The 23,594-nt window shown below is 64.1% G+C and carries 26 protein-coding genes; 16 read left to right on the top strand and 10 right to left on the bottom strand.

Annotated elements, in window-relative coordinates; genetic code table 11:
- The first annotated feature begins 210 nt into the window (after nucleotides 1-210).
- Nucleotides 211-366: a hypothetical protein gene (locus tag USDA257_RS37270; RefSeq protein WP_014766234.1), complete on the top strand. Its 156-nt coding sequence runs from the start codon at nucleotides 211-213 to the stop codon at nucleotides 364-366.
- Between the two features lie 48 nt (nucleotides 367-414).
- On the opposite strand, the gene USDA257_RS27355 is transcribed toward USDA257_RS37270, so the two are convergent.
- Nucleotides 415-1,725 (bottom strand): amidase, encoded by a 1,311-nt coding sequence (locus tag USDA257_RS27355; protein WP_014766233.1) that lies wholly within the window; start codon nucleotides 1,723-1,725, stop codon nucleotides 415-417.
- Between the two features lie 146 nt (nucleotides 1,726-1,871).
- Between USDA257_RS27355 and USDA257_RS27350 the strand changes: the two genes are divergently transcribed.
- The 5 genes from USDA257_RS27350 to ppa all read left to right on the top strand — a co-directional run bounded on the left by USDA257_RS27350 (nucleotide 1,872) and on the right by ppa (nucleotide 7,248).
- On the top strand, nucleotides 1,872-2,087 hold the full coding sequence (locus USDA257_RS27350; protein ID WP_041414722.1) for a KTSC domain-containing protein: 216 nt from the start codon (nucleotides 1,872-1,874) through the stop codon (nucleotides 2,085-2,087).
- 150 nt (nucleotides 2,088-2,237) lie between these two features.
- Entirely contained in the window at nucleotides 2,238-3,800 is a 1,563-nt protein-coding gene (locus USDA257_RS27345; protein WP_014766232.1) for an alkaline phosphatase D family protein, read from the top strand.
- A 136-nt stretch (nucleotides 3,801-3,936) separates the two neighbouring features.
- On the top strand, nucleotides 3,937-5,763 hold the full coding sequence (gene typA, locus USDA257_RS27340; protein WP_014766231.1) for a translational GTPase TypA: 1,827 nt from the start codon (nucleotides 3,937-3,939) through the stop codon (nucleotides 5,761-5,763).
- Between the two features lie 202 nt (nucleotides 5,764-5,965).
- Nucleotides 5,966-6,472, top strand: a complete 507-nt coding sequence (locus USDA257_RS27335; RefSeq protein WP_014766230.1) for a GNAT family N-acetyltransferase — start codon at nucleotides 5,966-5,968, stop codon at nucleotides 6,470-6,472.
- Between the two features lie 242 nt (nucleotides 6,473-6,714).
- Nucleotides 6,715-7,248, top strand: a complete 534-nt coding sequence (ppa, locus tag USDA257_RS27330; protein ID WP_041415656.1) for an inorganic diphosphatase — start codon at nucleotides 6,715-6,717, stop codon at nucleotides 7,246-7,248.
- Here the strand turns inward: ppa and USDA257_RS27325 are convergent, their stop codons facing one another.
- Nucleotides 7,249-7,569 carry a DUF167 domain-containing protein gene (locus USDA257_RS27325; RefSeq protein ID WP_014766228.1) on the bottom strand — a complete coding sequence of 107 codons (321 nt, stop codon included), beginning with the start codon at nucleotides 7,567-7,569 and terminating at the stop codon, nucleotides 7,249-7,251.
- A 4-nt stretch (nucleotides 7,570-7,573) separates the two neighbouring features.
- A complete protein-coding gene (locus USDA257_RS27320) occupies nucleotides 7,574-7,867 on the bottom strand; it encodes a YggT family protein (RefSeq protein ID WP_012709685.1) in 294 nt (97 codons plus the stop codon).
- Between the two features lie 127 nt (nucleotides 7,868-7,994).
- On the opposite strand from USDA257_RS27320, the gene USDA257_RS27315 reads away from it, so the two are divergent.
- A complete protein-coding gene (locus USDA257_RS27315) occupies nucleotides 7,995-9,245 on the top strand; it encodes an MFS transporter (protein ID WP_014766226.1) in 1,251 nt (416 codons plus the stop codon).
- Nucleotides 9,246-9,315: 70 nt separating this feature from the next.
- On the opposite strand, the gene USDA257_RS27310 is transcribed toward USDA257_RS27315, so the two are convergent.
- The 6 genes from USDA257_RS27310 to hemC form a co-directional block, all read right to left on the bottom strand.
- On the bottom strand, nucleotides 9,316-10,062 hold the full coding sequence (locus tag USDA257_RS27310; RefSeq protein WP_014766225.1) for a glutamine amidotransferase: 747 nt from the start codon (nucleotides 10,060-10,062) through the stop codon (nucleotides 9,316-9,318).
- Nucleotides 10,063-10,064: 2 nt separating this feature from the next.
- Nucleotides 10,065-10,550 carry a tellurite resistance TerB family protein gene (locus tag USDA257_RS27305; protein ID WP_014766224.1) on the bottom strand — a complete coding sequence of 162 codons (486 nt, stop codon included), beginning with the start codon at nucleotides 10,548-10,550 and terminating at the stop codon, nucleotides 10,065-10,067.
- A gap of 31 nt (nucleotides 10,551-10,581) precedes the next feature.
- Nucleotides 10,582-12,207 (bottom strand): heme biosynthesis protein HemY, encoded by a 1,626-nt coding sequence (locus USDA257_RS27300; RefSeq protein ID WP_014766223.1) that lies wholly within the window; start codon nucleotides 12,205-12,207, stop codon nucleotides 10,582-10,584.
- An 18-nt stretch (nucleotides 12,208-12,225) separates the two neighbouring features.
- A complete protein-coding gene (locus USDA257_RS27295) occupies nucleotides 12,226-13,530 on the bottom strand; it encodes a COG4223 family protein (RefSeq protein WP_014766222.1) in 1,305 nt (434 codons plus the stop codon).
- A 162-nt stretch (nucleotides 13,531-13,692) separates the two neighbouring features.
- Nucleotides 13,693-14,403, bottom strand: coding sequence for a uroporphyrinogen-III synthase (locus USDA257_RS27290; RefSeq protein WP_014766221.1), 711 nt, complete (start codon nucleotides 14,401-14,403; stop codon nucleotides 13,693-13,695).
- Nucleotides 14,404-14,406: 3 nt separating this feature from the next.
- Nucleotides 14,407-15,336, bottom strand: coding sequence for a hydroxymethylbilane synthase (gene hemC, locus USDA257_RS27285; RefSeq protein WP_041414721.1), 930 nt, complete (start codon nucleotides 15,334-15,336; stop codon nucleotides 14,407-14,409).
- Nucleotides 15,337-15,512: 176 nt separating this feature from the next.
- Between hemC and tsaD the strand changes: the two genes are divergently transcribed.
- The 5 genes from tsaD to USDA257_RS27260 all read left to right on the top strand — a co-directional run bounded on the left by tsaD (nucleotide 15,513) and on the right by USDA257_RS27260 (nucleotide 19,151).
- Nucleotides 15,513-16,607 (top strand): tRNA (adenosine(37)-N6)-threonylcarbamoyltransferase complex transferase subunit TsaD, encoded by a 1,095-nt coding sequence (gene tsaD / locus USDA257_RS27280; protein WP_014766219.1) that lies wholly within the window; start codon nucleotides 15,513-15,515, stop codon nucleotides 16,605-16,607.
- 10 nt (nucleotides 16,608-16,617) lie between these two features.
- Nucleotides 16,618-17,619: an NAD(P)H-dependent glycerol-3-phosphate dehydrogenase gene (locus USDA257_RS27275; RefSeq protein ID WP_014766218.1), complete on the top strand. Its 1,002-nt coding sequence runs from the start codon at nucleotides 16,618-16,620 to the stop codon at nucleotides 17,617-17,619.
- A gap of 94 nt (nucleotides 17,620-17,713) precedes the next feature.
- Nucleotides 17,714-18,007 carry a YciI-like protein gene (locus tag USDA257_RS27270; RefSeq protein ID WP_014766217.1) on the top strand — a complete coding sequence of 98 codons (294 nt, stop codon included), beginning with the start codon at nucleotides 17,714-17,716 and terminating at the stop codon, nucleotides 18,005-18,007.
- Nucleotides 18,008-18,013: 6 nt separating this feature from the next.
- Nucleotides 18,014-18,445 carry an EVE domain-containing protein gene (locus tag USDA257_RS27265; RefSeq protein ID WP_014766216.1) on the top strand — a complete coding sequence of 144 codons (432 nt, stop codon included), beginning with the start codon at nucleotides 18,014-18,016 and terminating at the stop codon, nucleotides 18,443-18,445.
- A gap of 43 nt (nucleotides 18,446-18,488) precedes the next feature.
- Nucleotides 18,489-19,151 (top strand): class I SAM-dependent methyltransferase, encoded by a 663-nt coding sequence (locus USDA257_RS27260; protein WP_014766215.1) that lies wholly within the window; start codon nucleotides 18,489-18,491, stop codon nucleotides 19,149-19,151.
- 12 nt (nucleotides 19,152-19,163) lie between these two features.
- Here USDA257_RS27260 and USDA257_RS27255 read toward each other — a convergent pair whose 3' ends face one another.
- On the bottom strand, nucleotides 19,164-19,808 hold the full coding sequence (locus USDA257_RS27255) for a hypothetical protein (RefSeq protein ID WP_014766214.1): 645 nt from the start codon (nucleotides 19,806-19,808) through the stop codon (nucleotides 19,164-19,166).
- A gap of 305 nt (nucleotides 19,809-20,113) precedes the next feature.
- On the opposite strand from USDA257_RS27255, the gene sdhC reads away from it, so the two are divergent.
- Genes sdhC through USDA257_RS27235 form a run of 4 tightly spaced genes read left to right on the top strand, consistent with a single transcriptional unit; the run spans nucleotide 20,114 to nucleotide 23,548 of the window.
- Nucleotides 20,114-20,506, top strand: coding sequence for a succinate dehydrogenase, cytochrome b556 subunit (gene sdhC / locus USDA257_RS27250; RefSeq protein WP_014766213.1), 393 nt, complete (start codon nucleotides 20,114-20,116; stop codon nucleotides 20,504-20,506).
- Nucleotides 20,507-20,520: 14 nt separating this feature from the next.
- Nucleotides 20,521-20,901 (top strand): succinate dehydrogenase, hydrophobic membrane anchor protein, encoded by a 381-nt coding sequence (sdhD, locus tag USDA257_RS27245; protein ID WP_041414719.1) that lies wholly within the window; start codon nucleotides 20,521-20,523, stop codon nucleotides 20,899-20,901.
- Between the two features lie 7 nt (nucleotides 20,902-20,908).
- Nucleotides 20,909-22,750: a succinate dehydrogenase flavoprotein subunit gene (gene sdhA, locus USDA257_RS27240; protein ID WP_014766211.1), complete on the top strand. Its 1,842-nt coding sequence runs from the start codon at nucleotides 20,909-20,911 to the stop codon at nucleotides 22,748-22,750.
- Between the two features lie 18 nt (nucleotides 22,751-22,768).
- On the top strand, nucleotides 22,769-23,548 hold the full coding sequence (locus USDA257_RS27235; protein ID WP_014766210.1) for a succinate dehydrogenase iron-sulfur subunit: 780 nt from the start codon (nucleotides 22,769-22,771) through the stop codon (nucleotides 23,546-23,548).
- Nucleotides 23,549-23,594: the final 46 nt, after the last annotated feature.

Below are 23,594 nucleotides of genomic sequence, written 5' to 3'. Positions count from 1 at the left end.
CGATTTCCATGTCATCTACCCTGCCCGAGAGGCGCGGGCGAGGAAAAACATGAGCCGCCTTGTACGTCCAGGTGGGACGGCGCAACTCGCGGCTGCCGTGCTTGAATGAAACGCCGTGGATGAGGGCTGCGCACGTCAAGCTCTGCACAAGCCGACCTTCCTATCATCGCGCCAACAGCCGGATGTGAAGTGGCGAAGAAAGGACAATGAATGTCTGACACTATTGAGCACTACAGCGACCCGCAGGACGCCAGGGTGGCCCTCTACCTGATGGACAATGACGGCGACGAGCTTACCGATATTCTGGTCGCTGCGCTCGAACATGCCTTTCGGATCCTCGGCGAGGATGCCCAGACGATGCATTGAGGCGGTCGGCGGGCTACAGCGCCGCGCGTCTTTTCAGGTGCACATGCGCTAGGCGTCCTGTAACACACGCTCCACGGAAGCAGCCGCCTGCAGCAGCGTTCCGTCGGCACCGTTTCGCCCCATCAGCATCAGTCCCGCCGGCAGCGCGGTGCCGGGCATCGGCAGGGTGATTGCCGTGAGGTCGAACTGGTTGGCGACCTCGGTGTTGCGCAACAGCAGACCCTCGATACGGCGATATTCCTGTTTGTCATCCACCACGGAGGCGATGGGGACGGCGGGGATCGGTGTCGTCGGCAGCAGGACCAGGTCAAAATGCTTCAAGCGCTCGTCCATGGCGCGGGCGAGCGCGCGCCGCGTCTGCAGCAGGCTTTCGAGCGCCGCGTCGGGAACGGCGAGACGGCGGCGGAGCGGGGATTTCACGCGGATATCGACCGGCACATTCTCGCCCATCAGCCAGTCCGCATGGATGCGGCTTGCTTCGAGCCCGGCGAGGGAGCCGATTGCGGTGGCTTCGCCGAAGCGGGCGAGGAGATCGTCTATCTCGCATTCGGCGAGCTTTGCGCCGGCGCCGGCGAGCCGTTGCAGGCTTGCCTCGAAAGCTCCGGCGATATCGGGCGCGAGGCCTTCCAGCAGAACGCCTCTCGGAATGCCGAACTTCAGGTCATCGAGCGGCAGGGAGCTAAGCGGCTTCGGCGTGTCGCCGGCCATGATGGCGTCGGCCAGCGCACAATCGGCGACGCTGAGCGCGAGCGGGCCGATCGAATCGAGGCTCGGCGACAGGGGGAAGGCGCCGTCGAGCGGCATGCGGCGGGCGGTCGGCTTGGAGCCGACGAGGCCCTGCAGGGCGGCGGGGATGCGGACTGAGCCGCCGGTATCGGAGCCGATGGCGATTTCGCTCGTGCCTTCCGCCACCGAAACGCCAGCGCCCGAGGAGGAACCGCCGGGAATGAGCTTCGGATCGAGGGCATTGCCCGGCACCGGATAATGCGGATTGAGGCCGACGGCGGTGAAGGCGAATTCGGTCATGTGCGTCTTGCCGACGATGACGGCGCCGGCGGCGCGCAAGCGTCGGACGATTGTTGCATCGGCCGACGCCGGCGGCGCAGTACGGCGGATGATCGAGCCGGCAAGGGTCGGCTCGCCGGCCACGTCGAAGAGGTCCTTGATCGAGACGATGCGGCCGTCGAGCGGGCCGAGGCCCGTTCCTTCCTGCCGCCTGCGGTCGGCGGCTGCCGCTGCGGCGCGGGCGGATTCGGCATAGATCTTCATGAAAACGCGTTCTTCGTCCCGGCGCTGCTCCAGACGCGCGAGAATGGCTTCGAGCCGGTCACTGGATGAGGGCGTGTTCGATCGGGTCAAAGGCAAAGGACCTCGTTAGGCGCGGCGCCGGCCTTCCTTCATAGCAGGCGCATGGACGACAGTCGAAGTGGCTATCGTTCATAAGTTGCGCGATTTGATATATAATCAACGTCCTGCGACTTCTGGTATCCAGTCGGGAGGGGTCAATGCCATTGCTGCAATCGTTCTTGGATTCCTCTGCAATCAGGCAGGCAAAGTACGATGTGCCCCGTCGAATCTTGAGCATCTGGTTCGTCGGCAATGATCGCCCGTACCATTACCTCGACGTTCCGGAGCGCGTTTACGAGGAACTCGCGGATGCGGACTCGGCTGGCGGCTACTTCAACCACCGCATACGGGACCATTACGATTTCGTGCATTGAGCATCGCCGGTCCCGCCGTTCCGGCGCCTTCACAGAACTGTCGCCAATCCGTTCAAATAGTTTCATCCATCTGTAAAGCCGCTGACATGCGGCTCGCCAAAGGTCCGCTTGCGAAGACGATGATTCGCGAAACGGGACCGGAGGCAGGATTTGGCCGCAGTTCGAGACACGCTCACCCGGCGTTCTTTTCTCTTATCGACCGGCGCCGCCGGCCTCGTGGCGTCCTCCGGCCTTGCCACACCGTTCTATGCGCGCGGCTACGGGAGGCCGGAATTCCTGCATGGCGTCCAGTCCGGCGATGTCGATCCGCAATCAGGCATGATCTGGACGCGGGTGGACCGCCCGTCGCGCGTCGTGGTCGAATATTCGACCACCGAGAGCTTCTCGAGTGCCATCCGGCTTGCCGATATCGATGCGACGCCGCAGACCGATTGCGCGGTGAAGTGCCGGCTCGACAATCTGCTGCCGGACCAGGACATCTTCTACCGCTTCACCGCCACCGATCTCTATGACGGCAACCGCGTTTCCGAGCCGATCGTCGGGCGCTTTCGCACCGCGCCCTTGCGCCGGCGTTCGGTGCGCTTCGTCTGGTCCGGCGACACGGCCGGTCAGGGCTGGGGCATCGACGAGGTTGGCATGAAGACCTATTCGACCATGCGGCTGCACGAGCCGGATTTCTTCATCCATTCCGGCGACACGATCTATGCCGACAACCCAATCCCCGACGAGATCAAGCTTCGCGACGGCGGCATGTGGAAGAATCGCATCGTCACGCCGGAGAAGCGCGACGTCGCCCGCACGCTCGAGGAATATCGCGGCCAATGGAAATACAATCTGCTCGACGAGCATGTGCGCGGCTTGAACGCCGTCTGCCCGACCTTCTATCAATGGGACGACCACGAAGTCCTGAACAACTGGTCGGCCTCCACCGACCTTCGCGACGATCCGCGCTATCCGGAGAAGGACGTGGCCGTCTATGCGTCCCGTGCGGCGCGCGCCTTCCACGAGATGACGCCGATCCGCACCCTGCCGACCCAGCCGGGGCGCATCTTCCGCAAGATCGCCTATGGTCCACTGCTCGACGTCTTCTTCGTCGATCTGCGTTCCTATCGCGGCCCCAACCAGGGGGAGGGGGATGCCGGGCTTTTCGGATGGCGACAGACCGATTGGCTAAAGCGTGAGCTCGCCGCCTCGCGCGCCACCTGGAAGGTGATCGCCTGCGACATGCCGATCGGTCTCGTCGTCTGGGACGATTATTCGAGGAAGCGTGGATCGGACGCGATCGCCAATGGTGACGGCGGCGCGCCGGGGGGGCGCGAGACGGAATTTGCCGATCTCTTGCGCTTCATCCGCGACAATGGGGTCGACAACATCGTCTGGCTGACGGCCGACGTGCATTACACCGCCGCCCATCACTACGACCCGTCGCGTGCCGCCTTCAAGGATTTCCTGCCTTTCTGGGAGTTCGTCTCCGGCCCCTTGCATTCCGGCACCTATGGGCCGAAGGAACTCGATATGACCTTCGGACCGGAAGTCCGCTTCATCAAGGCGTCGGCCGGCGGCGCAGACAGCAATCTGCCGCCGTCGGCGGGCCTGCAATTCTTCGGAATCGTCGATGTCAACGGCCAGACCGAGCAACTGACCGTGCGGCTCATGGACCGGCAGGATAAGGAGCTGTGGCGCGTGACGCTCGATCCGGCGGCCGTCGCTTGAGTGCCGCAGCGGTTCGTGCGGGCCCGGTCTCAAGCGCCGCCCCCTTTCGCAATCGCAAAAAAACCTGTATGAGCGCGGCAACTGAAAAGCGGTACCCGCCTTGTCGCGCGTGCCCACGAACTTTCCGAGACAAAAAATGAGCATTCGTAACATCGCGATCATCGCGCACGTCGACCATGGGAAGACCACGCTCGTCGACGAACTTCTGAAGCAGTCGGGCTCGTTCCGCGAAAACCAGCGCGTTGCCGAACGCGTCATGGATTCCAACGATCTGGAAAAAGAACGCGGTATCACCATTCTCGCCAAGGCGACCTCGGTGGAGTGGAAGGGCGTGCGCATCAACATCGTCGACACCCCTGGCCACGCCGACTTCGGCGGCGAGGTCGAACGCATCCTGTCGATGGTCGACGGGGCAATCGTGCTGGTCGATGCCTCCGAAGGCCCGATGCCGCAGACCAAGTTCGTGGTCGGCAAGGCGCTGAAGGTCGGCCTGAAGCCGATCGTCGCGATCAACAAGATCGACCGGCCGGACGGCCGCCACGAGGAAGTCATCAACGAGGTCTTCGACCTCTTCGCCGCGCTGGACGCGACCGACGAACAGCTCGATTTCCCGATCCTCTACGGTTCGGGTCGTGACGGCTGGATGAACGTCAATCCCGAAGGTCCGAAGGACCAGGGAATGGGACCGCTGCTCGATCTGGTTCTGAAGCATGTTCCCGAGCCGACGGTTGCCGAAGGCCCGTTCCGCATGATCGGCACGATCCTGGAGGCAAACCCCTTCCTCGGGCGCATCATCACCGGTCGCATCCACTCCGGTTCCGTCAAGCCGAACCAGGCCGTGAAGGTGCTGGGCCAGGACGGCAAGCTGCTCGAATCCGGGCGTATCTCGAAGATCCTCGCCTTCCGCGGCATCGAGCGTCAGCCGATCGAGGAGGCCCATGCCGGGGACATCGTCGCAATCGCCGGTCTCACCAAGGGCACCGTCGCCGACACCTTCTGTGATCCGTCCGTGGCAGAGGCACTGACAGCCCAGCCGATCGATCCGCCGACCGTCACCATGTCCTTCATCGTCAACGATTCGCCGCTTGCCGGCACCGAGGGCGACAAGGTGACCTCGCGTGTCATTCGCGACCGCCTGTTCAAGGAAGCCGAAGGCAACGTCGCGCTGAAGATCGAGGAATCGTCCGAGAAGGATTCCTACTTCGTCTCCGGCCGCGGCGAATTGCAGCTTGCCGTGCTGATCGAGACGATGCGCCGCGAGGGCTTCGAGCTTGCCGTTTCGCGTCCACGCGTCGTCATGCACAAGGACGAAAGCGGGCAATTGCTGGAGCCGATCGAAGAAGTCGTCATTGACGTTGACGACGAGCATTCCGGCGTCGTCGTGCAGAAGATGTCGGAGCGCAAGGCCGAGATGGTCGAGCTGCGTCCCTCCGGCGGCAATCGCGTTCGCTTGGTGTTCTTCGCGCCGACCCGCGGGCTCATCGGCTACCAGTCGGAACTCCTGACCGACACGCGCGGCACGGCGATCATGAACCGCCTGTTCCACGACTACCAGCCTTACAAGGGCGAGATCGGCGGCCGCGTCAACGGCGTTCTGCTCTCCAACGATGCCGGCGAATCCGTGGCTTACGCCATGTTCAACCTTGAGGATCGCGGCCCGATGATCATCGAGGCGGGCGAAAAGGTTTATGCCGGGATGATCATCGGCATTCACACCCGTGACAACGACCTGGAAGTCAACGTTCTGAAGGGCAAGAAGCTCACAAACATGCGTGCCGCCGGCAAGGACGAAGCCGTTCGCCTGACGCCGCCGATCCGCATGACTCTGGAGCGCGCGCTTTCATGGATCCAGGATGACGAGCTTGTAGAAGTCACGCCGAAATCGATCCGGCTCCGCAAGATGTATCTCGATCCGAATGAGCGCAAGCGCTTCGAAAAGACCCGTACGGCCGGCGCGGCGTAAAATTCGAGAAAATCGACAGATGCATGAGAACCCCGGAGCGATCCGGGGTTTTTTGCTGTGTGTGCCTTTCGCGGGCGGCTTGCGGATAAAGTTAAAACACGTTAACCTTCGAACGGATGCCGTTAAAGTTGCCTGTGGGTTAACGTGGCGCGGCAGCCTGGCGGGATTCCGGTTCGCCGTGTCGTGTGTTTAGAGTCAGGTCATGAAGACTGTTTCGATCGAGGTCAGGCCCGGAGAGCCGCATGAGGCGGCGGCGATCGCCGATGTGCATCGCGCTTCCTGGCTGCAGGCCTATGGCGGCATCATCCCGCACCGCCCGCTGGTCAAGATGGTCAACCGGCGCGACGAGACCTGGTGGAGGAAGGCGACGCGCGGGCCGGCGACGCTGCTCGTAGTCGATGTAGCCGGAACGATAGCCGGCTATGCGACGCTGGGCCTGAGCCGCGCAAGGGCGCTCCCGCAGGAAGGCGAGATCTACGAAATCTATCTTCGCCCCGAATATCAGGGCCTCGGTCTCGGGCGCATGCTGTTCGGCGAGGCGAAAAGCCTACTGAAATCGCTCGGTTGCGAGGGGCTGGTCGTCTGGTGCCTCGAGGACAGCGACCTCGCCTATAATTTCTTCCTGTCGGCCGGTGGTCGCGATATTGCCGAGGGCATGGAAGACTTCGGCGAGAAATACCTGAAGAAGGTCGGCCTCGTCTGGAAGTAAGCGCTCCCCCGCCTGTTTCCTTAAGCCCATGGCTTCGTCACAGGGTGTGACTGTGCAGGGTTAGAGGTCTCCCGGCGCTCCCCCACCCCATTGCCTTTTTCCAGGACAAAAATCCGCTCTGCCCATATTTGGCCGCGCCGCCTGCCTACAGCATTTCCGCCCCCGGGACGAAAGTCATGTTGCATCGCGGCATGTTTCCCTTTATCCGACGGGCGACTTTTCAAACGACCCTGGAGGTGCTCATGCGGATCGACGCGATTTCCATCGGAAAAAACCCACCGGAAGATGTCAACGTGATTGTGGAAGTCCCGGTCGGCGGGCATCCGATCAAGTACGAAATGGACAAGGAAGCCGGCACACTGGTCGTCGACCGCTTCCTCTACACGCCGATGACCTATCCGGGCAATTACGGCTTCGTCCCGCACACGCTTTCCGATGACGGCGATCCGATCGATGTGCTGATCTGCAATACGCGCCCGCTGGTGCCGGGCTGCGTCATCAACGTCCGCCCGATCGGCGTGATGATGATGGAAGACAATTCCGGCCAGGACGAGAAGATCATCGCGGTCCCCTCGGGTCATCTGACCCAGCGCTACGACAAGGTTCACGACTACACCGACCTGCCGGAAATCACCTTGAAGCAGATCGAGCACTTCTTCGAGCACTACAAGGATCTGGAGCCCGGCAAGTGGGTGAAGATCTTCGGCTGGAAGGATGCGGTTGTCGCCAAGCAGCTGATCCGCGAAGCGGTCGAACGCGCCAAGGCGAAGAAGTAACTAGCCAGTCTCTCTCACGAGTTCGCTCAGACGCTTCCTGATTTCCTCCGGGTCGGCCTCGATCCGGAGGATTTTTTTGCGCTGCGTGTCGCCGGAAACGAGCGCGATTCTATTCTTGGCGAGGCCGAGCGACTTGGCCAGCAGGGCGATCAGGGCCCGGTTCGCCTTGCCCTTTTCCGGCACCGCCCGCACCCGCACCTTGAGATGCTCCTCGCCGTCGGCCGCCGTTTCCAGGCCGGCGATCGCGTCTCTGCCGCCGTTCGGCGTCAGCCGCACCGTCCGGCGCACATGATCGCCGAAGCTGGTCAGCGCGCCGCGCATGCCGTCAGCGGATCAGCGCCGGCGCGATCGTCGTGTTCAGGAAGAGCTGGATGAAATAGAGGATCACCAGGACGACGAGCGGCGAAAGATCGACGCCGCCCATGTCCGGCAGGAAACGGCGGATCGGTCGGTAAAGCGGCTCGGTCAGCTGATAGAGCGAGCGGCCGATCATGTTGATTGCCTGGTTGTTCACGTTGATCACGTTGAAGGCATAGAGCCAGGAGAAGATCGCCGACGCGATGATCAGGAACCACGCGATGTTGATGATGAAATTCAAGGTGCCGATGACAGCAATCATGCCCGTCTCCAATTCTTTGTCGCCAGACATGTAGACATTGGGAACCAAACGAGCAAGTACGACGCTTTGCCCGGCGCCATCATGTTTAACGATGCGGGGGCGTAGTTTTCCCGGGGAGTGTTCCGTCATGTCGGCCGTCCACAACGCGCATCGCTTTGCCGCCTTTCGGCATGTCGGCTATCGGCGCTATTTCTTCTCGCGCTTCCTTGCCTATTTCGCCGTGCAGATCATGTCGGTCTCGGTCGGTTGGCAGATCTACGATCTGACGCGGGATCCTTTCGCACTCGGCCTGATCGGCCTCTTCCAATTCCTGCCGTCGCTTGTCCTCATTCTCGTCACCGGCAGCGTGGCGGATCGCTATAATCGCCGCGTCATCATGGGGCTCTGCATGCTCGTCGGCACGCTCTGCGCCGCGGCACTGCTGATCCTCACGGTGTCCGGGTTGTTCGCTCCCTGGCCGGTTTACGCAATCCTCATCGTCTTCGGCATCGAGCGGGCCTTTCTGACGCCGGCCGCGCAATCGCTGGCGCCCAATCTCGTGCCGGCCGAGGATCTGCCGAATGCGATCGCCTGGAACTCGAGTTCCTGGCAGACGGCGACGATCGTCGGGCCGGTGGTGGGCGGGCTGATCTACGGCTTTGGACCGACGGTGCCCTATACGGTCAGCCTCTGCTTCTTCGCGGCGGCGGCGCTGATGGTGTTCGCCGTGCCGAAGCCTGCCCAGCGCACGCCCGCCTCGGCACAGAGCTGGCAGACGATCACCGCCGGCTTCCGCTACATCAAGGCCGAGAAGGTGGTGCTCGGGGCAATCTCGCTCGATCTTTTCGCGGTGTTGCTCGGCGGCGCCGTGGCGCTGATGCCGGTCTTTGCCCGCGATATCCTGGTGCTCGGGCCATGGGGGCTGGGTCTGTTGCGCGCCGCCCCCGGCGTCGGCGCCGTCGGCATGGCCATCTGGCTCGCCGCCCACCCGGTCCATAACCGCGCAGGCCTCTACATGTTCATTGGCGTCGCCCTCTTTGGCCTTGCCACGATCGTCTTCGGCCTGTCGGCGACGCCGTGGATCTCGATTGCCGCGCTCGTCGTCATGGGTGCGGCGGACATGATCTCGGTCTATGTGCGCGAGAGCCTGATCGCGCTTTGGACCCCGGACGAGTTGCGCGGCCGGGTGAATGCCGTCAACGCGGTCTTTGTCGGCGCCTCCAACGAGCTCGGCGAATTCCGCGCCGGCACGATGGCGTCGGGCTTCGGCGCCGTCTTCGCCGTCGTTTTCGGCGGGCTCGGCACGCTTCTCGTATCGCTGCTCTGGGCGATCGGTTTCCCGCAGCTGCGCCGGATCGACAGGTTGGACGTGCCGGAGGGGCAGCGGGAAGGGCAGTGACAGGCCCCTCCCCAACCCCTCCCCACAGGTGGGGAGGGGTGAAATTGCAAGCTCCCCCGCAAGCCGTCCGTTACGCCAGCTTTTCCCCGGTTGCAGTGATCCCCTTGTCGCCACCCAAAAAGATCAGCTCGAGAAAATTCTCCATCCAGGTCCGCAAGGGGTGGTCGTGAATCATCCGGCCCTCGAGATGCGCCTTGCCCATCTGGGCGCCGGGCAGGACGAAGCGGTGGGCGCCGTGCACCACCCAGCGATGCATCATCGCCCGCGTCAGTTCGCCGTGAAATTGGATGCCCCAGGCGTTCTCGCCGTAGCGGAAGGCCTGGTTCGGATAGGTGTCGCCGGTCGCGAGCAACTCGGCGCCCTTCGGAAGGTCGAAGCCTTCACGGTGGAAGTGGTAGACCATGGCGGGCCAGTCGAGGAGCGCCTTGCCGGCTTCGGTGGCCTCGAGCCGATACCAGCCGATCTCGGTCATGCCCTCGTGGTGGGGAGCGACCTTGCCGCCGAGATTGCGGGCGAGCATCTGGGCCCCGAGGCAGATGCCGAGATAGGGCTTGTTTTCAAGGAGCGGCACCGACAGCCAATCGATCTCGCGGCGAACGAATTCCTCCTCGTCGTTAGCGCTCATCGGCCCGCCGAAGATGATTGTTCCCGAATGACCCTCGAGCGTCGGCGGCAGCTCGTCGCCAAGCGCCGGCCGCCGGATATCGAGCGAAAAGCCCTTCTGCTCAAGAATATGGCCGACGCGGCCTGCGCTCGAACGCTCCTGGTGAAGGACGATGAGGATCGGTCTCTTGTCGTCGGCGGCTTCTGGCGGCATCGTCAGCTTTCCTGTTGTGCCTCGTTCTCCTCCTCGACCATGTCGATCTTGGCGGCTGCCTCCCGCCGTTTCAAGACCCGGTCGCGGCCGGATACGCCGAGGAGATCGGCGATCCGCCAGATAGCGTGGTCCTCCATTTCGCTGCGCGCGCCGTCGGCGTAGACGATCTCCCACAACATGCCGACAAGCTCGACGCGCTGGTCCTCCGAGAGGTGGCGCTTGATCTCGGAGGTGAAGCGGTAGAAGTCGATCGCCTCGCTCTCGGCCGTTTCGCCCGCCGCGACCAGGGCATTGAGGGCGGCATCGTCGAGCTCGTAGTGCTCCTTGATGATCTTGCGCATCTTGCGCCGCTCCGAAGTACGGATGGCGCCATCCGCCTCCATCACCTGGAAACAGAGCCCGATCACCGCGACGCGCGGATCGTCCTTGTCGATACGCGCGGACGGAACCGTCAGTTCCTCGAGAAACGCTCGAAACCGTTCAAACATGCCTTGTGCCCACAGCCATCGAAACCAGAACTCAGAACAGCCGGAGGCCGGCCTTGTTGCCTTCCTCCACAGCTCGCTCGCGAACACCGGGATCGTCCGGCGGCCGCCCGAAGAAGGGCGCCTCCTCTTCTTCCTCGGGGCGAGTCTCTTCGCTCTTAGCGGGCGGGGCGACAGGTTCCTTGCGCTCAGGCACCTTTATCAGGGTGGGTGTCGGCGTTGGGAGCTCCGCTTCCAGCACTGGCCGGCTTTCTTCGGCCTTGGCCGTTGGCGGCGCTTCTCGTATGGCCATCTGCTGGTCGGGAGCGACCGGCGGCAGGCTGCGGATCGCGTCGTCGCCGCTGAGACGACCGTTCTCGGTCGTTCCGGCAAGTGGCGAGGGGGGTGCCTTCCATTCGAAGGCGTCGAGCCGACCGCTCACCGGCGACACCGGCAGCCAGGTCGGCGAGGTCACGCCGTCGGCGGTCCAGGCCGGGTCGCGCGGGCTTCTGAGCGCCTGCGCCATCCAGTGGCGGATGCGGCCCTCGTCACCGGTATCGGCCTCCTCGATGTCGGCAAGCAGCAGGAAGATGCTCTCGCTCGGCGCCAGCCTTGCGGCCGCTTCGGCCTTGATTCGGGAGAGCTCCAGCTCGCGTGCCTCGAGCGCTGCCTCGGCGACCGTTGCCAGGCTAACCGCATTGTTGCCGCGCAGGGTTTCGAGCCTCTTGGCGCGCTTCAGCCGGTCGACGGCGGAATCGCCGCCGCGCGCCCGCACGTAAAGCCGGGCCACCTCCGGATGGGGGTCCTGTTTCCAGATCTTCTCGAGGACCGAAGCACCCTTGCGCAGGTTGTCCTCGCGAAACAGCGCCTTCGCGGCGACGAGCGCTGCCGGCACCAGCCGATCGTCGAGCTTCAGCGCCGCGAGCGCGTCGTCCCGGGCGGCTTTCGGATCGGCCTCAAGCTTGCTCGTCGCTCGCGCGGTGAGCAGCACGGCCTTCTTCCGGTTCGCTTCCTTCTTGTCGAGGACGTTGGCGGCGCGGCTCTGGTCCAGAAGACGGATCGCTTCGTCCCACTGGCCCGCCTGGCTGCGCTGGTCGAGGGTCGCCAGGGTCGCCCAGGACAGATGCGGCGCCTTTTCGGCCGCCCGTTCGGCATATTGGCGGGCGGCCTCGTTGGCGCCGAGCCGCTTGGCCTCGAGATAGAGGCCACGCAGGCCAAGCTCGCGCGTCTCCGCGTCTTCCGCCATCAGCTCGAATTTCTTGCGCGCGTCGTCATACTTGCCTTCGATCAGCGCCGTCTGCGCCTCCAGCAGATGAATGAGCGGTTCCTGGTCGATGCGGATCAGACCGCGCGCGCGGCCTACCATCTTGCGGGCCAGTGTCGCGTCGCCCGCTCCTGCAGCAATCAGTCCGGTTGACAGCGCCTGGTAGCCGCGATCGCGCTTGCGGGCGCGGAAGTAGCGCGTCACGGTGTGCGGCGACAGCCAGATCGTACGGATCAGCCAGGCGACGATAAGGATCGCGGCGAAGAGCGAAATCAGGATGGTGGCGGCGCGCATCAGGCTCATCTCGATGCGTTGGCCCTGCCAGATCAGCGATAATTCCCCCGGCCGATCCGCGAGCCAGGCAAAGCCGAGCGCGAGCGCGAGGACGAGCAGGATGAAGAACAGTATCCGGACCATGTAGTCTTCTTCCTTTTCTTAGCCTTGCGTGCCGGTTCGCGTCATGGTCGCCGCCACGGCCGCGCCGATGGCGGTCTCGACGCGCAATCGCTGGTCGAGCTTCGTCTTGAAATCCTGACCGGCGGTTTTCGCTGACTCGGGGAGGCTTTCCCATTCCAGCGAAGCCCCCTTGAGATCGCCATTGTTGAGCTTGTCCTCGATGCGGGCGATCACCGCCTCCGGCGTGTCGCCCTCGACGCTGCCGACCGGCCGGACGCGAATGCCGGACATGGCGCTCGAAAAGAGACGGGAAAGGATGCCCTCGTTCGGGTCGGGCTGATGCAGGGCGTCGAGCATCGCCGTCGCCACGGTCGGAAACTCACTGCGCAGTTCCGTTCGCGTGGCGACGCCGGTCGCGGCGTCGTCGGCAAGCTCTTTTACCGCCGCATCCTCGGGCGCGATGCTGCGCAGCGCGTCGAGCTCGGCGACGAACGGTCCGCCGCGATCGATCGCCGTCTTCAGTGCGGTCACGGCGACGGCCTTCGCCATCTCGATGTCGTTGACCGGTTCGTTGAGTTTCTGCTCCGCCTGATCGATGCGGCCGGCAAGTTCGGCCTTGGCGGCGTCCGCCGACTGCCGGGCATCGGCAAGCTCGGTTTTCAGTGCGGCGATTTCCTTGCTCAGGTTGGCGACATCGGCCTGGAGCGCCGTGACATCGGGTGCGGTCGCACCGGAGGGGGCCGCCTGTTCAAGTGCGGCAAGGCGGCTTTCCAGGGGAGCGATATCGACGGCGGCTGCCGGGGCATCCGGGCGCGATTGAAGCTCGGCCTTGATCGCTTCGATTTCGCTCGCCAGGTTCTGCTCGACCGATCCGTTGCTGCGATCCGGCCCAGGCGCAGGAACATAGCCGGCATATTGCAACACGCCGGCGCCGAGAAGCGCGACGAGACCGCCGAAAATGCCGGCGGCAAGCGCCCCGGCGCTCGTCGCCTGTTTTCTCCCGGGCTCGAGAGTCGTGCGGTTGCTCAGATGCGGAGGCTCCTCGTCGAACGCGGCGGCGGCTGCGCCGGCGCGGTCTTCTTCTGCCTCCGCCTTCAGCTCGGCGTCTTCTTTCCCCGCCTCATCCGCCTTGACCTCATCCTTCTGGGCCTCATCCGCGTCGGCGTCGCCCGCGACCGTCTCCGTCGTGTCCGGTGTCGCTGAGATCTCCGCCGGCTCGTCGGTCACCGGCTCCTGGCTGGCGATCGACTCGGTCTCTTCGGTGACGGTTCTCTCCGCCTCGAGGTCGATCGTCAGCGGTTCCTTTTCCGGTTGCGAGCGGCGCGGCGGCTTTTCCGATACCATAGTGACCTCTTTACCGTTCTGTCGGGCTCTTCAGCCAAACCTAGTCAGGGAAGCGCACCAGGGAAAGTCCCTGTGTCCCGTTTTTGCGGCATTTGCCTCACATGACCCCACCAACCCCCGCGAAGTGAGCGGAAAATCGGCGCCGTCTTTGCTGATCCCGTCTCAGAGGAGGCTCAGCAGGCTTTTCTCGTCCGGTGCTGCTGCAACATCCGCTGCAACGCCGGCCGGTAGCACCTCTTTGACAGACGCGCTGAGGCAAAGGTAACGGGCGGAAACGTCGGCGCAATCAAGGCCGCTCTCGCGCAGGAGCGCGACAAGGCGCCGAGCCGTTTCGCGCGAGTAGAGCAGCACCGCGTCAAATGGGCCGGACTGGACGAGAGCCGGCAGTGTTCCCGGCGCGTGGCCGACGGGGCTCATCCGGTAGCATTCGACGGTCACATGGTCGATCGACCGCTCACGCAGCGCATGCTCGAAACCATCGGCGCGCGGCAAGCCGGCGAAATAAAGAAGCGATCCCGTCTCCGGGCCGAGTAAGCCGGCAACAGTCTCGGCGAGCGCTTCTCCCGTTCCTGCCCCGACCCGGATGTCGGCGAAGCCGAGCTCGGCGGCGGCGCGCGCCGTCGCCGAGCCGACGGCGAAAAACGGTGTCGCCAGATGCGCGTCAAGTGCGGGACCTAGCCCGGCCAGAGCGTGGACGGCTTCCGCACTGGTCACGGCAATCGCGTCATGGCGGCGCTCGAACCCGGCGCGCACCGCACCGGCAAAATGTTGCGCCTGCATCAGTGGCAGGACGACCGGCTGGTGTCCCATCGCTGCAAGCTTCAGCGCTGTTCTTTCGGCTGCCGGACGCGGACGGGTGACGAGCACGCGCATCGGTCAGGCCCAGCTCGAAAAGAACCCCGGTCCGGCCTTGGCGCGGATCTCCTCGCCGGCCCTGCGTCCAAGCTCCGTCGCGTCTGCAGCCTTGCCGTCGATTTCGATGCGGTGGCAGGTCGTGCCGTCGGGCGTCAGGATCATGCCGGAGAAGCGGATATGCGTACCGTCCGATTGGGCGTAGCCGGCAATCGGCGTACGGCAGGAGCCGTCGAGCGTTGCCAGGAAGCCGCGCTCGCAGGCGACAGCCTCATGGGTGCGCGGGTCGTCGATCGCGGCGAGCAGCGCGTTGACGCGATTGTCACCGACGCGGCTTTCGATGCAGATCGCGCCCTGGGCCGGTGCCGGCGGGAACTCCTTCGGATCAAGCAGTTCGGTCGGCACGTCGGTCATGCCGAGCCGCCTCAGGCCGGCATAGGCGAGCAGCGTGCCGTCGACCTGACCCTCGGCGAGCTTGCGCAGCCGGGTTTCGACCTGGCCGCGATAGGTGATTACATTGATGTCGGGTCTCAGCCGGCGGATCAGCGCCTGGCGGCGCAGCGACGACGAACCGACGGTGGCGCCCTCAGGCAGTTGCACGAGCCTCGGTGCGGTGCCGCCGATGAAGGCGTCGCGGATATCCTCGCGCGGCAGGAAGGCGGAGAGGAACAGTCCGTCGGGCAGCTTCGTCGGCATGTCCTTCGACGAATGGACGGCGAAGTCGAGATCGCCCGACAGAAGCTGCTGTTCGAGTTCCTCGGTGAACAGGCCCTTGCCGCCGATTTCTGCGAGCGGCCGGTCGGTGATTCGATCGCCCTTCGTCGAGAGCACGACAACCTCGAACATTTCCGGCGGCAGACCATGCGCGGCGGCCAGGCGGTCGCGCGTCTCATGGGTCTGGGCGAGCGCCAGCGGGCTGCCGCGCGTGCCGATGCGGAAAGGTTTTGTTTGCATCCCTGGCCATCCGTTGTTACTGCATCGTTCCTTAAATCGGAATCGATTTAAGGATAAAACCATGCAGCACTTCAAAGCGTTACAGCGTCCTTTGTGCGTCTGAAAGACGCACGGCGCTGTATGAGTTCCGTGTACCCACCTTTCACGGTGACCGCAATCTTTGAGTATACCACGTAATGTCCCCGCCTGTGCGCATCCTCGGCATTGAGACAAGCTGCGACGAAACCGCGGCTTCCGTCGTGCTGCGCGATGAAGATGGCAGCGGCCGGATTCTCGGCGACGTGGTGCTGAGCCAGCTCGAAGAGCACAGCGCCTATGGCGGCGTCGTGCCCGAGATCGCTGCGCGCGCCCATGTCGAGGCGCTGGACACGCTGATCGAGGAAGCGCTCCTGCGGGCCGGCGTGACGCTCAAGGACATCGATGCGATCGCCGCGACGAGCGGTCCCGGCCTGATCGGCGGTCTGATCGTCGGGCTGATGACCGGCAAGGCGATCGCTCGGGCGACCGGCAAGCCGCTTTATGCGGTCAACCACCTCGAAGGCCATGCGCTGACGGCGCGGCTGACGGACGGGCTCTCCTTTCCCTATCTGATGCTGCTCGTTTCGGGCGGCCACACGCAGCTGATCCTCGTAAAGGGCGTCGGCGACTACGAGCGCTGGGGTACGACCATCGACGACGCGCTCGGCGAGGCCTTCGACAAGACGGCAAAGCTGCTCGGCCTACCCTATCCCGGCGGGCCTGCCGTGGAGCGGTCGGCCAGGACGGGCGATCCCGAGCGCTTCGACTTTCCCCGGCCACTCGTCGGCGATGCCCGGCTCGATTTCTCCTTCTCCGGGTTGAAGACGGCGGTGCGGCAGGCGGCGCAATCCCTCGAACCGGTCACGGAACAGGATATCGCCGACATCTGCGCCTCGTTCCAGCGCGCCATCGCGCGCACGCTGAAGGATAGGGTCGGTCGCGGGCTGAAGCGCTTCAAGGCGGAATATGCCTCGGTCGATCTGCCGGCGCTTGTCGTTGCCGGGGGTGTGGCCGCGAACCAGACGCTCCGGGCGACGCTGCAGGCGCTTTGCGACGCCCACGGCTTCCGCTTTGTCGCGCCGCCGCTTGAGCTTTGCACGGACAATGCGGCGATGATCGCCTGGGCAGGGGCAGAACGGCTGGCGGCGGGGCTGCCGGCCGACGGCCTCGACGTCGCGCCGCGTTCGCGCTGGCCGCTCGACACCCGGGCACACGCTTTGATCGGCTCCGGCAAGCGCGGCGCCAAGGCATAATGGACAGAAGATGAGCGATAATCCAACGATCGTGACCAAGATCGTCGTCGTCGGTGCGGGTGCCTTCGGAACGGCACTTGCCGCCGTCGCGGCGGCAAAGAACAAGGCGGACGTGACGCTGCTTTCGCGACGCGACGACGTCGCCGCCGAATGCCGCCGGACCGGCCGCAACGAAAAGGCTCTGCCCGGCATTGCGCTTCCGGCAGGTCTTGCCTTTTCCTCCGATGCCGCCGTGCTTGCCGGAGCCCATATCGTGCTCTTCGCCATGCCGTCGCAGGAGCATCGCGCTGCGGCGCAGGCCTATGGCGCGGCGATCAGCGCCGATGCGACGATCGTCACCTGTGCCAAGGGGATGGAGCAATCGACGGGCCAGCTCCTGACGGACGTGCTTGGCGAGGAGTTGCCCGGCCACAGTGTCGGAGTTCTCTCCGGTCCCGGCTTTGCCGCCGACATCGCCAAGGGCCTGCCGACCGCGATGGTGGTCGCCGCGCCTGATATGGCAATTGCGACGGAACTGGCCGAGGCCCTTTCCGGACCGACCTTCCGGCTCTACCCGTCAACGGACCGCATCGGCGTCCAGCTCGGTGGCGCCCTCAAAAACGTCCTGGCGATCGCCTGCGGCATCGTCGAAGGGGCGGGCCTCGGCGATTCGGCCCGCGCGGCGCTGATCTCCCGCGGCCTTGCGGAAATGTCGCGCTTCATCGCCGCAAGGGGCGGCGAAGGCGACACGGTGCGCGGCCTGTCGGGGCTCGGCGATCTGGTGCTGACGGCGACGAGCCACCAGTCGCGCAACCTGCGCTTCGGCATCGCGCTCGGCAAGAACGGCCGCGCCAACGGGGGCGGCGGCGAGCTCGTCGAGGGCGCCTTTGCCGCGTCGGTGGCGGCGCGCGTGGCAAAGGGCCTCGGCATCGAGATGCCGATTACCGAGGCGGTTGCCGCTATCATCGACGGCAGGCTCGATGTCCGCACCGCGCTCGAACAATTAATGTCGCGGCCGATCACCCAGGAATGATCCGGACCCGGGAATAATCCGGCGGCGGGATAGGGAAAAGTGCAAAGCGGTTTTCCGCCCCATCCCGCGCCAATCAATATAGTCAGGAGGAACCATGCTCTTCGCACTTCTATGCACGGACAAACCGGGCGCCCTGCAGCTCAGGCTCGACACCAGGCCCGACCACGTTGCCTATCTCAACGAGCTCAATGTCAAGGGCATCCTGAGGATTGCCGGCCCCTTTCTCGGCGAGGACGGCAAGCCGACGGGAAGCTTGGTGATCGTCAAGGCCGATACGATCGAAGAGGCGAAGGCGATCGCCGAAGCCGACCCCTATGCGAAGGCGGGCCTCTTTTCGAAGGTCGAGATCAAGGCCTACAACTGGGTCTTCAACAATCCGGAGGCTTGAGGGGCAATGGCTTACTGGCTCTACAAATCCGAACCGAACAAATGGTCCTGGCAGATGCAGAAGGACGCCGGTGCCAAGGGAACCGAATGGACCGGCGTGCGCAACTATCTGGCACGCAACAACATGCGGGCGATGAAGATCGGCGACAAGGGCTTCTTCTACCACTCCAACGAGGGGCTGGAGATCGTCGGCATTACCGAGGTCTGCGCCCTGTCGCATCCGGATTCGACCGCCGAAGGCGATGCCCGCTGGGACTGCGTCGACATCCGCGCCGTCATGGACGTGCCGCGTCCGGTCTCCTTGAAGGAGATCAAGGAAAATCCGAAGCTCGCCAAGATGTCGCTGGTGACCTCCATGCGCCTCTCCGTGCAGCCGGTCACCGAGGACGAGTGGATCGAGGTCTGCCGCATGGGCGGGTTCGACAATCCGCCGCGGTGAGCCGGAACCGTTCCCGCCTCGGTCATACTCTGAGTCTCCAGTCTTGAAAACCGTTCCGGAAAGCTTCATCCGTGCCAATACCGGCATTCTGTCACCGCCGCATGTGCCGGAGGTCAGTCTGCACCTCGCGAGCGAAGCGCATGATCTGTGGCTGAAGACCGAGGAGGAGCTGGAGGAGGTCGGCCTGCCGCCGCCTTTCTGGGCTTTTGCCTGGGCCGGCGGGCAGGGGCTCGCCCGCTATGTCCTCGATCATCCGGAAATTGTGCGCGGCCGCCGCGTCGTCGACTTCGCCTCCGGCTCGGGCCTCGTCGGCATCGCCGCCATGCTGGCCGGCGCTGCCGAAGTGCTCGCCGTGGATATCGATCCCTGGGCGGAGACGGCCGTCCGGCTCAATGCGGAACTGAATGGCGTTTCGGTGCGCTTCCTCCGCGAGGACATCATCGGCCGCGAGCGCGCCGCCGACGTCTATCTCGCCGGTGACGTCTTCTACGACAAGGGCTTTGCCGATCTGCTTCAGCCGTGGTTCGACGCGCTCAAACGCGCCGGCGCCTTGGTCATCGTCGGCGATCCGGGGCGCGCCTATTGCCCGCGCCAGCGGATGACCGCGCTTGCGACCTATGAGGTGCCGGTCACAAGGGCGCTCGAGGATAGCGACGTGAAGCGGACGACGGTCTGGCGGTTTGATTCCTCCGTCGTCGACCGCTGACGGCCGGAACTGCTATGGCCGAATGACGCAGATCCCGTGTTCCCATGAGCAGGCGCTGGCATTGGTTTGCGGCGAGACGACGATGATCTTCGGACGCTCCGCCGGCGAGGCCGGCTCGACGTCGTCCTCGGCGAAATAGGAATAGCTGCCGGCCTGGCTGAAATAGATGCCATTGCCCGGCTGCTGGTAGGCCGAAAGGTTGCCGGCATAGGTGCCGAGGCCGGGAATCCCGGACGGAAAATCATAGCCGCCATCGATGCCGCCGCTGTAGCTGCCGGCGTCGTAGCCCCTTCCTACTATGACTACCACGGGACCGCGATTGCGGTCACGGCGTGCGGCGTGGAAGGGCCAGTGCTTCCGCCGGATATGGCGGGTGCGGGTTTGAATGTCGCCCAGGCCGCCTGTCTCGAAGGACGAAAAATCATCGATGCTGGCGTTGACGGAGCGGTGGCGTCGATGGCCGGCGAAATGACGATGATGTCGCGCCTTGCGCCAGGAATGGTGTGGGGGGCGATGCTTGAGCCGGACATGCCGTACGCGCGTCTCTACTTCCGGCAGACCCTCACCACTCCCGGCTGTCGCAGGCAGGCCGACCGGGATAGCCAGCGTGAAGGCCAGGAGTAGAATTTTGGCCGTATGGACTGCACGCAGATTCATACTGTCCTGCCCTCCGGATTGCGGTTAACGAATTCTTAACCGCATCCTGATGCAAGAGCCGGGAAATGTCACGGATTCGATTGGCTTTTCCGCCCACATCGTTAACGCCCGGATGTCTCCGGCGGGCAGGAAAATGCCGCTTTTCGTCTAATCGATTTTATTTATTTTGCACCGCAAACATACTTGTCGTTAAGCAATATGGTGATTAAAGGTCCGGATGACTGAATTGCGCACAATCGGGTGCGATACCGGATGAATATAGTCTACTTTAAGGGCGTGAATTCCGGTCATTACGTGAGGTTCCGATGACGAATGTCACACGAAGCCGGCCGCTTTCGCCGCATCTTCAAATCTACAAGCCAATCCCCACCATGGTCATGTCGATCATGCACCGCATTACCGGCGGCGCACTCTATTTCGGCACGATCCTGGTCGCCTGGTGGCTGATCGCCGCGGCTTCGGGCGCGGCCTATTACGACTGGGTGAACTGGCTATTCGGAACATTGATCGGCAAGCTCGTGCTCTTCGGCTACACCTGGGTGCTGATGCACCACATGCTGGGCGGGCTCCGCCATCTCGTCTGGGACCTCGGCTACGGCTATGAAAAGCACTTCGCGACCAAGGTGGCCAAGGCGATGCTCGTCGGATCGGTGACGCTGACGCTCGTCATCTGGATCATCGGCTCTCTGCTTCGCTAACGAGGGGACTTACCATGGATATGCGCACACCCCTCGGCAAAGTTCGCGGTCTCGGCTCGGCCAAGGAAGGCACGGACCATTTCTGGCGCCAGCGCCTGACGGCCGTCTCCAATATTCCGCTCCTGATCTTCTTCGTCTTCTTTGTGGCCCGCTATGCCGGGGCGCCGCACGCGGATGTCGTCGCGGCCCTGTCGAATCCGTTCGTCGCGGTGATCATGGGTCTCGTCGTGACCTCCGCGCTCGTCCACATGCGGCTCGGCATGCAAGTCATTATCGAGGATTACGTTCATGCGGAGGGCGCCAAGATCGCGCTTCTCATCCTCAATACATTTTTTGCGATCGCGATCGGCGGGCTCTGTCTTTTCGCCGTCCTGAAGATCGCTTTCGCAGGGTAATTTCGTCATGGCATCGATCAATTCCCCCGCTGCAAACGGCAAGGCCTATCAATATGTCGATCACGCCTTCGACGTCGTCGTCGTCGGCGCCGGCGGCGCAGGCCTGCGTGCGACCCTCGGCATGGCCGAACAGGGCCTCAAGACCGCCTGCATCACCAAGGTCTTCCCGACGCGCTCGCACACGGTCGCGGCCCAGGGCGGCATCGCCGCCTCGCTGCAGAACATGACGCCCGATAGCTGGCAGTGGCACCTCTACGACACCGTCAAGGGCTCCGACTGGCTCGGCGACGTGGACGCCATGCAATACCTTGCCATGGAGGCGCCGAAGGCGGTCTACGAACTCGAGCATTACGGCGTGCCGTTCTCGCGCAATGAGGAAGGCAAGATCTACCAGCGGCCCTTTGGCGGCCACATGCAGAACTACGGCGAAGGCCCGCCGGTGCAGCGCACCTGTGCGGCCGCCGACCGCACCGGCCACGCGATCCTGCACACGCTCTACGGCCAGTCGCTCAGGAACAACGCCGAATTCTTCATCGAGTATTTCGCCCTCGACCTGATCATGTCGGATGACGGGCGCTGCACCGGCGTCGTCGCCTGGAACCTCGATGACGGCACGATCCACCGCTTCGCAGCGAAGATGGTGGTGCTGGCGACCGGCGGTTATGGCCGCGCCTATTTCTCGGCGACCTCGGCGCATACCTGCACCGGCGACGGCGGCGGCATGATCGCGCGCGCCGGCCTACCGCTGCAGGACATGGAATTCGTGCAGTTCCACCCGACCGGCATCTACGGCGCCGGCTGTCTAATCACCGAAGGAGCGCGCGGCGAGGGCGGCTATCTCGTCAATTCGGAAGGCGAGCGCTTCATGGAGCGCTACGCCCCGTCGGCCAAGGATCTGGCCTCGCGCGACGTTGTCTCGCGCTGCATGACGATGGAAATCCGCGAAGGCCGCGGCGTTGGCAAGAACAAGGACCATATCTTCCTGCACCTCGACCATCTCGACCCGGCGGTGCTGCACGAGCGGCTGCCCGGCATCTCGGAATCGGCGAAGATCTTTGCAGGCGTCGACGTGACCCGCGAACCGATCCCGGTGCTGCCGACCGTCCACTACAATATGGGCGGCATCCCCACCAATTACTGGGGCGAGGTGCTGAACGCCGACGCTCAGAACCCCGAGCGCCTCGCGCCCGGCCTGATGGCCGTCGGCGAAGCCGGCTGCGCCTCGGTGCATGGCGCCAACCGCCTCGGTTCGAACTCGCTGATCGACCTCGTCGTCTTCGGTCGCGCCGCGGCGATCCGAGCCGGCCAGGTCATCGACCGCAACGAGGCGGTGCCGGAGATCAACACGGCTGCCTCCGACCGGATCATGGAGCGCTTCGACCGGCTGCGCCATGCCAGGGGCGGCACCTCAACGGCGGCGCTGCGCGACAAGATGCAGCGCGCCATGCAGGAAGACGCGGCCGTATTCCGCACCCAGGAGTCGCTCGAATCCGGCTGCCAGCGCCTCTCCGCCATCTGGAAGGAATTGCCGGACGTCAAGGTCACCGACCGGTCGATGATCTGGAACTCCGACCTGGTCGAGACGCTGGAACTCGAGAACCTGATGGCCAACGCCATCACCACGGTCTACGGCGCCGAGGCGCGCAAGGAAAGCCGCGGCGCGCATGCCCGCGAGGACTACAAGGACGGCCCGCTCGGCGGCCGCGACGACGTCAACTGGCGCAAGCACACGCTCGCCTGGGTCAACGACACCGGCGAGGTTCGGCTCGAATATCGTCCGGTCCATACCGAGCTTATCGCCGACGGCATCGATCCCAAAAAGATCGAGCCGAAGGCGCGCGTCTACTGATGTCGAGGACTAAGGCACATGGTTGAACTCGCTCTTCCCAAGAACTCGCAGATCACCGAAGGCAAGGTCTGGCCGAAGCCGGTCGGCGCGACGAAGCTCCGCGAATACCGCGTCTACCGTTGGAATCCGGACGACGGAAAGAACCCGCGGGTCGATACCTACTATATCGATGTCGACGATTGCGGCCCGATGGTCCTCGACGGCCTGCTCTACATCAAGAACAAGATCGATCCGACGCTGACGCTGCGCCGCTCCTGTCGCGAGGGCATCTGCGGCTCCTGCGCGATGAACATCGACGGGACCAACACGCTCGCCTGCACGAAGGGCATGGACGAGATCAACGGGTCGGTGAAGATCTATCCGCTGCCGCACATGCCGGTCGTCAAGGACCTAGTGCCGGATCTGACCAATTTCTACGCCCAGCACCGCTCGATCGAGCCGTGGCTGAAGACCGTGTCGCCGACGCCGGCCAAGGAATGGCGGCAGAGCCACGAAGACCGCCAGAAGCTCGACGGGCTCTACGAGTGCATTCTCTGTGCTTGCTGCTCGACCTCCTGTCCGAGCTACTGGTGGAACGGCGACCGCTATCTGGGTCCTGCCGTTCTGCTGCAGGCCTATCGCTGGCTGATCGACTCCAGAGACGAGGCGACCGGCGAGCGCCTCGACAACCTCGAGGATCCGTTCCGGCTTTACCGCTGCCACACGATCATGAACTGCGCCCAGGCCTGTCCGAAGGGGTTGAACCCGGCCAAGGCGATCGGCGAGATCAAGAAGATGCTGGTCGAGCGCCGGTTCTGAGTGGCGCAGCTCCAACAATCGATGCCAATCCGGCGGCGGGCTCTGA

The organism is Sinorhizobium fredii USDA 257 (assembly GCF_000265205.3).
GTDB lineage: Bacteria > Pseudomonadota > Alphaproteobacteria > Rhizobiales > Rhizobiaceae > Sinorhizobium > Sinorhizobium fredii_B.
This window is presented reverse-complemented; position numbering and strand designations above follow the sequence as displayed.